This window comes from Sphingomonas sp. PP-F2F-A104-K0414, from assembly GCF_004340945.1.
Lineage (GTDB): Bacteria > Pseudomonadota > Alphaproteobacteria > Sphingomonadales > Sphingomonadaceae > Sphingomonas.
Genome location: NZ_SLYD01000016.1, coordinates 1 through 9,586, shown reverse-complemented (window position 1 = coordinate 9,586; position 9,586 = coordinate 1). Strand labels below are relative to the sequence as shown.

Below are 9,586 nucleotides of genomic sequence, written 5' to 3'. Positions count from 1 at the left end.
CCAGTTAGCCCGCTCTCCACAGGACATGCCATGAGCCTTGCTCGCAAACATCGGGATCGTATCCTTGCATCCCAGATGGCATCTGCTCCCGTTTCGGAGAGCGGGTTATCCCATCCCGCGTCGGCCCCTTCGTCCGACGCCGGCACCCCCGCCGAACGCGCAGCCGCATCGATCGCGATGCGGCTGCAGCACGATCTGCGCCGGTTGAAAGAGATCAAGTCGATCGACGCGCGCGTCGCCGTGAAGCGCGAGATGCTGCCGCACTATCATGAGTGGATTCGTGGCTTGCTTCAGGGCGGGCGCGAGGCAAACGCCGGCATCGCTGAGGAGGTGCTGCCAACCGCTATGGTGTGGCTGATGGACATCGGCGAATATGGTCCAGCCCTCGAGATCGCGGAACACGTTCTGCGCTACGACGTGCCTCTCCCGGCCCGATACGAGCGCGATGCCGCGTCGCTGGTAACTGAAGAGATCGCCGATGCTGCGATCCGCGCGCAGACCGCAAAGCAGCCGTTCGCAATTGAAATTCTCGAATTCGTCGAGGGCCTGACGCACGAAGCGGACATGCACGATCAGGTTCGCGCCAAGCTCCACAAAGCGATTGGCACCGAACTAGCGCGCACGGCCGAGGATCTCGATCCGACCAAGCCCGAGTTCGTCGTCGCCGCGGTTCGCGCGCTCGCGCCGCTTCGTGAAGCTGTTCGTCTGCATGACCGGGTCGGCGTCGCCGGTCAGATCAAGCGGCTCGAGAAGGCCATCACCAAGCGGGCCGAGCCGGCCGCGCCCGACGCCGTACCAGATACCGCCGGTTCCACCGGCTCCTAAGCTCGCCCCCGGCGCTCGGGGGCGGATCACGCGGGATGGGAGGGCGCGTCAGCGCTGAGGGCCATCGTCCGACCCTGATCCCCACCCCCGAGATTTTCCAAGGATCCGCCGCCATGCTCGCCACGATCATCACCTACGCGCTGGCGCTGCTGAGCCTCGGGCTCGGCGCATGGCTGGTGCTGTCAGGGGTCGTGATCCTGCTCATGCTTGGACGCGCCAGCGTGCTGTTCTGCCTGGCGGTAATCGCCATCGGCCTCGCGCTCTTCGTGATCGGCTCGATCGGTTCCGGCCGGATCATGCTCGCATGAACGGATTCGGCTGCACGCCCTCGCTCATCCCCGCACCGGTCGTCTCGACCGAGGTGCTGATCCGCAACGACGGCTGGTTTCCCGACATCGACGCGACCGCGCTGCGATCGGCACGCCGTATCCGCGACGTGGTCACACCAGAGCGGCTGGCGCTCGCGGTCACCGGTGCGATTATCACCGTCGGCAACCAGCTCGCCGCGTGGCAGGTCGCGCATCTGCTCGCCGGTCACGCGAACCTCGCCGAGGTGCCATCGCCGAAGCTCGGCGAAACGAGCCGTCTCGTCCTGCTCTACACCCGCGCGATCGGTGCCTACGCCAAGGCCGAACTGGTCGAGACGTACCGCGACACCGACCTGACCGCGCAGGGGCAGCGCGACGCCGATGCCGTCGAGCCGTCAATCGTCGATCTGCGCCGCGACGGGATCCACGCGGTCCGCGACATGCTCGGCCGTGCCCGCGTGCGCGCAGAGCTGATCTGATGACCGACGCCCTCACCGCAAAGCAGGGCGACACGCTCGACGAACTCATCTGGCGCGAACGCGGTCTCGGCGCTGCCGATATCGGCCGCGTCCTCGCGCTCAATCCAGGTGTCGCCGACATCGGCGCAATCCTGCCGCTTGGAACGAGCGTGGCGATGCCCGTCAGCATGACGCCCGCGCCCCGCACGCTCCCGCTCATCCAGCTCTGGGACTGACCGCATGAAGGATCTTCTCCACGAATTCGGCGTCTCGCTGCTGGCATTCCTGTTCGGACTCACGCCGGCCGCGCTCGGCGCTGCCGTTAGCCTAGCTTATGAAACCGGCCTGACCTGGTCGCGGCGCTTTCTGCAAATGTCGGTCGGCATCGTCGTCAGCTATTTCGCCACCGGCGTCATTCGTGTGCTGTGGCCGTGGGGCCAGCCCGACCCGTTTGTCATTCAAGCGGTCGGGTTCGTCGTCGGCATGATCGCTTTCAAGGCGACGCCGAAGTTCATCGCCGGTCTCAGCGAGCGCGTCACCGATATTCCCGCGGCATTTTTTGACCGCTTCTTCCCCCGAAAGGATCGCCTGTGACCTATGACATGGCACGGCTGTCGACCGAGATCGCCCGCGACGAAGGCGACAAGCTGCGCGTCTATCTTTGCACCGCGCGCAAGCGTTCGATCGGCAAGGGGCGCAACCTCGACGACGTCGGCATATCTGCTGAGGAGACGCGTCTGCTCGGGATCACCGTGGCAAGCTGCCTTGCCCGCGGCATTACGCAGGCGCAGTCCGATGCGCTGTTCGCCAACGACATCAAGCGCAGCGAGCGCGATCTCGACGCGAAACTTCCTTGGTGGCGTACCCTCGATGGCGTCCGCCAGCGCGTGCTGCTGAACATGTGCTTCAACATGGGCATCGGTCGCGCGCCAGACGCCAAGCGGAAGATCACGGGCGCTGGTCTGCTCGGCTTCTACGGCACGCTGCCGAAGATCCAACGCGGCGACTGGACGGGTGCCGTCGCCGGCATGAAGGCGTCGAAATGGCACGATCAGGTCGGTGCCCGCGCCATCCGCCTCGAGGCGATGATGCTCACCGGAAAGGAGCCGAAATGATCAAGAATCTGTTCGCCAAGCTGCGCCGCGACTTTGCGTTCGTCGTCCTCGTGATCGTCGCGGCGGTCGGTGCCTGGCAGTATGTCGAGGCGCGGCAGGCGCGCGCCGATCGCGATGATCTCCAGCACACTGCGCAGGTCATTTGCGCTGGTTCCGGTACCGGGTTCGCCGCAGCCGGCAAGACGCCCCGCGGGGAAGCCTGCGCTGCCACGGTCGCCGGGCTCGTCCGTTTCAAGGCGAGCAGCGACCAGCTCGCTGCAGCGACGCTCGCCAAGGCAATGGCCGATCACGACGCACGACAGAACGACGACACACGCGCCGCGCGCGCTGCCGCTGAGGCAGCAAGCTCGGCCGCACAACGAATGGAGATGGCAGATGCGCAAGTTGAACGGACGAACCTTGTCGATCGCGATTGGTTTCGCGCTGTTAACGGTGTTGCCGGCCTGCACGCGGCCCGCTGAGGCCCCGCCTGCGGTCATCTCCGCGCCGATCGTCGTCAAGGTAAAGGACACGCCGCCCGCCGAGCTGCTGGGCTGCGCTGACCGCCCGGAGGGTCTCCCCGAAGATCCTGCGCTGATCGCGCAGATCCCGACGCGGATCCGCGCCGGCATCATCCGCCTCGCGCGCGCTTTCGCCGCCAACGCCGATCACCTCGATCGTCTCATCAACTGGAACACGCCTGCTGCGTGCCCGTCGCCCAAGGGATAATATTTTGGCCGGTACCCGCTTCGTCGTCACCGAACACGCTGACCTCGCTACACCCCGCGCGCCTGTTTCGTCGCAGATCCGCCCCGCCGCCAAATCCGCGACCGTTCTGGCGACGGCTACCGGCGTCGTTTTCACCTTGTCGCGCCTGCTCGGCAGCACCAGTCAGCTGGCGCTCGTCACCGGATCGAGTGCGAATCTGAAGCTCGACCCCGCGACCGGCACGATCAGCGCGACCGCGGCGATCGGCGCAGGGGTCAGTCAGAAGGTGCTGGTCCGTGAGAATGACGGCGACATTGCGCTGGAATATCCGGTTACGATCACGGGGGCGGCGTCGACCGTCGTTCCGGTCCCAACGCCGACCGTGTCGATTTCGGTCGCGCAGTCCAAGTCGGAAGGGAACAGCGGCGCGACCGTGTTCACCTATACCGTCACGCGGTCGGCATCGTCTGGCGCGGTTGCGGTGCCCTGGTCGTTCACCGCCGGCACCACCAGCGCCGACGACTTCACCGGCGGGACCTATCCGGCCGGCGGGACCGTCAACATGGCAGATGGCGTCGCGACGGGTACGTTCACCGTCAGCGTTATCGGCGATACCGGGGTCGAGGGCGACGAGACGTTCACCGTCCTCATCTCGACCCCATCGGGTTATGTGGCAGGGTCCGCAACGTCTGCAACCGGCACGATCCTGAATGACGACACGGCAGTACTGCCCCCGTTGCAGGTCATCACCAGCCGCAATTTCTTCCATGGGGAAGGCGTCGCGACCACCTCGTCGAACAACATGGATGCCTGTCGGTTGCCGTTCACGATAGGCAATGCGCCGGTCTCGACGATCGCGTTCGTCTATTCGACCTACTATGGCCAGAACGTCAAAGGTCCGGGCTACCTGCTTCGGGCCCATATCGAATATAACGGCGTCGTCGTCGTCCTGACGTTCGATGGCGCAACCTCGCGTCAGCTCGTCAGCGGTGAGATGGATGTTCGCAGCGACGAGGTTCCGGCGTCCGCGTTCGGTCTCACGCAGTTCCCCGCCAATTTCACCGGCTTCGAGGTGACGGAACGCGAGTGGGTTGCCGGTACCAACCGCATCAACATCGGCACGCCGCTGACGATAGCCGGTTTCGGATGCGTCCGCGGCCCCATCGGCAGTCCATCGAAGATCGGCGTTGCCGGCGCGTTCAACAATTCCAACACCACCTGGGCAGACTATAGCGCCCGGTTCTTCGGCCCGACGCTCATCGTCGGCCGTCCTGTCGGACTCATGCCTGCGTGGATCACGCTCGGCGCCAGCATCGAGGCAGGCACGGCTGATGATGCCAACCGCGGCTATGCTGCTCGTTCGGCGCAGATCGCGCCGCAATATGCGCAAGGCAATCTTGCCCGGGGCGGGGAGACCTCGACTGGGTACCTGTCGAGCGACGGGGACAGCCGGCGCGCGCTCTACAAATACTTCAACTGTGCGATCAACGGCTATCTCGGCAACGATTACAGTGGAGGGACGCCCAAGGAAACCGGCGCGACAAACATGGCGACGATCAATGCGCAGCTGAAGGCGGCAGGGATCAAGCGGATCCTGCAGGTCCGTATGGCACCCAAGTCGGACACGACCGACGCCTATGCGACGACGGCGAACCAAACCGTGCGAACGATCAACGGCGGGTTCAACGTCTATCGCAACTACATCGATGCGCAGGCGCTGCTCGATCCCAACGTGAACGGGATCATCGACATGACGTCGGTGCAGGAGCCGGCGAACGACAATGGCAAGTGGACGGTCAATGGAACGGCCGGCTATGCGACGGCAGACGGCACCCATCCCAGCACCGCAATGCACGCGCTGATGGTACAGCCCTGCCGCGCGGCAATCGATCAGCAGAACGTGCAATACATGGCGATGGCGGCATGATCCGGCGCTTGGCCAGCTCCGAAACCACAGGTGACCGGTGAAGAAGCCAGACACCCTACGCCGGACAATCCTATCCTTTGTCCCGGCGCTCGCGGCAGATCCTGCCAAATTGTCGTTGTTCGTCGACAAGGGGCGGATCGCCGCGCGCGCAGGCGGCACGCTTTCGCTGGAATACCGGTACACGCTGAACGTCGTCATCGAGGACTATGCGGGCGACGTCGACGATCTGATGGTGCCGCTGCTCGCATGGATAGCCGAGCAGCAGCCCGATCTGCTCGAGGGCACGGATCCTGAGCCATTCGCGTTCGAGTCCGAGCTGCTCGACGCCGATCGCGCCGACGTCTCGATCAGCATCGAGCTGACCGAGGCGGTCCGCGTCACGCCAAAAGAGGGCGGCGGGTTTGATGCGGATCACCTCGAGGAGCCACGCGATCGCGACGAGTTCGACGGCGTCTGCTGTGTGCCTTTGTGGCAGCTCTTCATGCGCGATCACCTCGTCGCGCACACGTCCGACCCCGCGTTCGTGCCCGACGCATGACCGACGATCTCGCCCAGCTCGAGCAACTCGCCGGTGCGCTGTTGCGCCGCGTCGAACCGGGCGAGCGTCGCAAGATCCTGCGCCTGATGGCGCGGACGCTTCAGCGCAGCCAGTCCGCCCGCATTGCTCGGCAGCAGGATCCCGATGGTCAGCCCTATGCGGCGCGCAAGGCGCAGCCGACCGGGCGACTGCGGCGGAAGGGCACGATCAAGCGCAAAGCGATGTTCCGTAAACTCCGCAACGCCTCCAATCTGCAGGCCGGATCGACAGACACCGAGGCGTGGGTTGGCTTCAGTGGACGCGCGGCGCAGATCGCACGCGTCCACCAAGAGGGGCTGGAGGATGCTCCGTCCAAGGGGCGGAAGAAAGTCCGGTACGCGCGCCGCGTTCTGTTGGGCGACACCGAGGCGGAGCGTGTTGCTTTGCTAGCTATCGTGTTCGCTCATGCCGCCCAGTGATCACACTACTTTTCGTTTTCGCGGGAAAGCCACCGCGCGATCATATCCGCAACCCATTCTTTCGTCAGCGAGGCAGTGTGATAAGTGCCAAAGATGAAGTCTGGGTATTTGGTCCCCGGATCGTGCGGTCCCGCGCCAATCGTCGAGGCTTCCACATCTTCTTGAACATCGAATTTGAACGAAAGAGTTCCAAGAGGCTGATACCGTAATGGGTGGCCTTCATCATTACAAAATTGAATCTGGTACTGGTTCGGAATAGGCAATCCAGCCTCGCCGGGGTAGCCAATGCCGCATAAAGAGAGCCGCGGGATATTGTGACCTGCCGCTCGATCGTTAATTATGCGCACCCCTGCTTCGACCTTCCTCTTTACGAGGTTGGCGTTCTCCAACTTCTGATTTGCTACGGTTTCGGCATGCACCCGAATTTTTTCTTCGGGTGCTCTGGCATCCTGTTCGCTACGCCAGCTCGCCGCAAACGACGCAATCGCCGCATCGATGTAATCCTGTGACATTCGGTATCCCTGTTGGTGTGGATGGTAACCCGTCACAGATGGGTTTGCCGGGTGTGAAATGCTAATCCACACCCGAACACGATAGCGCTGCCCTGACCCTACCGACGACATGGCCCGATGGCCGAGCCGTCCACCTTCACCGCTGTCGATCTATCGCGCCTGCCAGCGCCGACGATCGTCGAGACCCTCGATTTCGATACGATTTATGGGCAGATGCTGGCGCAGTTCGTGGCGCTGGTTCCCGACTTCGATGCCACCGTCGAATCCGATCCCGCCGTCAAACTCCTGCAGGTAGCCGCCTTTCGCGAGATGCTGTTGCGCGCCCGCGTGAACGATGCCGCGCGCGCGGTCATGCCGGCTTATGCCATCGGGGCGGATCTTGATAACCTCGCCGCGCTGATGGGTGTGGCGCGGCTCGTCATCACACCGGCAAACGACCAAACCAATGCTGCGGCGGTTCTGGAAAGCGACGAGGATTTTCGCCGTCGCCTCGTCCTGGCACCGGAGGGCTATTCGGTCGCGGGGCCTGAAGGCGCGTACATCTTCCATTCCCTGTCGGCCTCGTCGGACGTTCTCGACGCCAGCGCGACCAGCCCGGCAAGCGGCGAGGTCCGCCTCACAATCCTTGCGCGTGCTGGGACCGGTGTCGCCTCGCCAGCCCTGCTCGCCGCGGTCCTTGCCTACGTCTCTGCGGAGACCCGACGTCCCCTGACCGACTACGTCACGATCCAGTCGGCCGAGATCGTGCAGTATGCCGTCGAAGCGTCGATCAGGACGTTCGCCGGCCCGGATGGCTTGATCGTCATCGCCGAAGCGCGCGCGCGCCTCGCCGCCTACATCGCCAATTCGCACCGCCTCGGCCGCGACATCACCCGGTCAGGGATCTTCGCTGCGCTCCATGTCGAGGGGGTGCAGAACGTCGTCCTGACCAGTCCCGCGGCCGACGTCGTTCTCGATCGCACGCAGGCCGGCTGGTGCACTGCCACCAACGTCGTTCACGCGGGGCTCGGCGAGTGACACTGCTCCCGCCCAACGCGAGCGCGCTCGAGCGCGCCGTCGAGGCCGGCATGGCGCAACTGGCGGACGTGCCTGTGCCGCTGCGTTCGCTATGGAACCCCGACACCTGCCCGGTCGAGCTGCTGCCGTATCTCGCATGGGCGCTGTCGATCGACAGCTGGTCGAGCGACTGGTCGGAGACGATCAAACGCGCGCGCGTTCGCCAAGCTCTCCCGATCCAGCGCCGCAAGGGCACCGCATCGTCGGTACGTGACGTCGTCGAGTCCTTCGGCGGATCCGTGGCGCTTCGCGAATGGTGGCAGATGACGCCGCCCGGCGATCCGCACACGTTCAACCTGCTGCTCAACATCACCGACCAGACCGGTGCCCCCGTCGACGCCGCGTTCGTCGATGCCGTGATCGCCGAGGTCTACCGCACCAAGCCGGTTCGCTCGCACTTCACCTTTAGCCAGGCGCTCAACGCCACCGCCGGCATCGTGCCCGTCGCAGCCGCGCGCCCTGCCGTTTTCGCCCGCCTCACCATGACCGCACCCGCGGCCTGACCCGGAGAGATCATGTCGATCGTTCTACGCATCACCGACGCCGGCCGCGCCGCGCTCGTCAACGCCGCGCGCGACGGCACCAACGCCGTGCGGATCGCATCCGTCGGCGTCACCCCGACCGCGATCGTCGCCGCGGCGAACACCGCCGCGCTGCCCGGCGAGGTCAAGCGCATCGCGACGATCTCGGGTGCCGGCGTCGCGGCCGACGTAATCCACCTGATCGTGCGTGACGAAAGCGCCGATACCTATACCGTGCGTAGCGTTGCGCTGTACCTGCCGGACGGCACGCTGTTCGCATCTTACGGGCAGGCCGCACCCATCATTGAGAAGTCGGCAGGCGCGCTGCTGCTGCTCGCGATCGACGCCACGCTGCTCGACGTCGCCGCCAGCCAGATCACCTTCGGCAACGCCAATTTCCTCAATCCACCGGCCACCACGACGACTCCCGGTGTGATCGAACTGGCGACCGATGCTGAGGCGATCGCGTTGACCGACGCGCTACGCGCGCTCACCCCGAAGAACATGGCCGCGATCTTCACCGCGGCAAACGTCCTGTCGCGGCTGCTGGCGGTAGATGGCGCGGGCTCGGGGCTCGATGCGGATCTGCTCGACGGTCGGCAAGGTAACGAGTTTGCGCTGCTGGCCGGGGCATCGTTCACCGCGCCTGTGGGGATCCGGCATTCCGGTCTGGCGGCGGGCCTTCGGGTTTCGGACGGCACCAATGGCTACGGCTACATGCAGTTCGGCGAGGCATCCGATGCCAATGTGTCGCTGAACTGGTACATGGGGTCGTCGGCCGACAACGCCTTCAGCATTTACCAAGGGCAATTCGGTTCCGGTCTGCTGCGCCTTCGGGTCACGCAGACGACGGTGGCATTCAACGGATCGCTGATGTGGACTGCGGCGAACGACGGCGCGGGCTCCGGTCTCGACGCGGATCTGCTCGATGGCCGGCAGGGCAGCGAGTTCGCGTTGCTGGCCGGAGCCTCGTTTACCGCGCCGGTCGGCATCCGGCACGCAGGACTAGCGGCGGGCCTACGGGTTTCGGACGGCACCAACGGCTATGGCTTCATGCAGTTCGGCGAGGCATCCGACGCCAACGTGTCGCTCAACTGGTACATGGGGTCGTCGGCCGACAACGCTTTCAGCATCTACCAAGGGCAGTTCGGTTCCGGGTTGCTTCGCCTCCGGATCACGCA

15 protein-coding genes are annotated in these 9,586 nt (G+C 64.9%); 14 read left to right on the top strand and 1 reads right to left on the bottom strand.

Going from position 1 to position 9,586, the window contains the following annotated elements; genetic code table 11:
* Positions 1–75: 75 nt before the first annotated feature.
* From gpM to C8J46_RS20495, 11 genes are all read left to right on the top strand, one after another.
* On the top strand, positions 76–825 hold the full coding sequence (gpM, locus tag C8J46_RS20545) for a phage terminase small subunit (protein WP_243643557.1): 750 nt from the start codon (positions 76–78) through the stop codon (positions 823–825).
* Positions 826–938: 113 nt separating this feature from the next.
* Positions 939–1,133 carry a hypothetical protein gene (locus C8J46_RS20540; protein ID WP_132742541.1) on the top strand — a complete coding sequence of 65 codons (195 nt, stop codon included), beginning with the start codon at positions 939–941 and terminating at the stop codon, positions 1,131–1,133.
* On the top strand, positions 1,130–1,612 hold the full coding sequence (locus C8J46_RS20535) for a head completion/stabilization protein (RefSeq protein ID WP_132742540.1): 483 nt from the start codon (positions 1,130–1,132) through the stop codon (positions 1,610–1,612). The genes C8J46_RS20540 and C8J46_RS20535 overlap by 4 nt, the downstream gene beginning before the upstream one ends.
* A complete protein-coding gene (locus C8J46_RS20530) occupies positions 1,612–1,827 on the top strand; it encodes a tail protein X (protein ID WP_132742539.1) in 216 nt (71 codons plus the stop codon). The genes C8J46_RS20535 and C8J46_RS20530 overlap by 1 nt, the downstream gene beginning before the upstream one ends.
* 4 nt (positions 1,828–1,831) lie before the next feature.
* Positions 1,832–2,185 (top strand): hypothetical protein, encoded by a 354-nt coding sequence (locus tag C8J46_RS20525; RefSeq protein ID WP_121886749.1) that lies wholly within the window; start codon positions 1,832–1,834, stop codon positions 2,183–2,185.
* Positions 2,182–2,706, top strand: a complete 525-nt coding sequence (locus C8J46_RS20520; protein ID WP_207894253.1) for a lysozyme — start codon at positions 2,182–2,184, stop codon at positions 2,704–2,706. Before C8J46_RS20525 ends, C8J46_RS20520 begins: the two co-directional genes overlap by 4 nt.
* A complete protein-coding gene (locus tag C8J46_RS20515) occupies positions 2,703–3,167 on the top strand; it encodes a hypothetical protein (protein WP_132742538.1) in 465 nt (154 codons plus the stop codon). The genes C8J46_RS20520 and C8J46_RS20515 overlap by 4 nt, the downstream gene beginning before the upstream one ends.
* A complete protein-coding gene (locus C8J46_RS20510; RefSeq protein ID WP_243643556.1) occupies positions 3,142–3,414 on the top strand; it encodes a hypothetical protein in 273 nt (90 codons plus the stop codon). Before C8J46_RS20515 ends, C8J46_RS20510 begins: the two co-directional genes overlap by 26 nt.
* A 4-nt stretch (positions 3,415–3,418) precedes the next feature.
* Complete coding sequence (locus C8J46_RS20505; RefSeq protein ID WP_132742537.1) at positions 3,419–5,320, top strand: hypothetical protein; 1,902 nt, start codon at positions 3,419–3,421, stop codon at positions 5,318–5,320.
* A gap of 37 nt (positions 5,321–5,357) precedes the next feature.
* A complete protein-coding gene (locus C8J46_RS20500; RefSeq protein ID WP_132742536.1) occupies positions 5,358–5,858 on the top strand; it encodes a phage tail protein in 501 nt (166 codons plus the stop codon).
* A complete protein-coding gene (locus C8J46_RS20495) occupies positions 5,855–6,316 on the top strand; it encodes a phage virion morphogenesis protein (RefSeq protein WP_132742535.1) in 462 nt (153 codons plus the stop codon). The genes C8J46_RS20500 and C8J46_RS20495 overlap by 4 nt, the downstream gene beginning before the upstream one ends.
* Before the next feature lie 5 nt (positions 6,317–6,321).
* Here C8J46_RS20495 and C8J46_RS20490 read toward each other — a convergent pair whose 3' ends face one another.
* Positions 6,322–6,828, bottom strand: a complete 507-nt coding sequence (locus C8J46_RS20490; protein WP_132742534.1) for a hypothetical protein — start codon at positions 6,826–6,828, stop codon at positions 6,322–6,324.
* 117 nt (positions 6,829–6,945) lie between these two features.
* On the opposite strand from C8J46_RS20490, the gene C8J46_RS20485 reads away from it, so the two are divergent.
* The 3 genes from C8J46_RS20485 to C8J46_RS20475 all read left to right on the top strand — a co-directional run.
* The gene (locus C8J46_RS20485; RefSeq protein ID WP_132742533.1) at positions 6,946–7,845 is read left to right on the top strand and encodes a baseplate J/gp47 family protein; all 900 of its coding nucleotides are present in this window, start codon (positions 6,946–6,948) and stop codon (positions 7,843–7,845) included.
* Positions 7,842–8,387 (top strand): phage tail protein I, encoded by a 546-nt coding sequence (locus C8J46_RS20480; protein ID WP_243643555.1) that lies wholly within the window; start codon positions 7,842–7,844, stop codon positions 8,385–8,387. The genes C8J46_RS20485 and C8J46_RS20480 overlap by 4 nt, the downstream gene beginning before the upstream one ends.
* Before the next feature lie 12 nt (positions 8,388–8,399).
* On the top strand, positions 8,400–9,586 hold a 1,187-nt coding region (locus tag C8J46_RS20475; RefSeq protein ID WP_207894252.1), incomplete at its 3' end, for a hypothetical protein.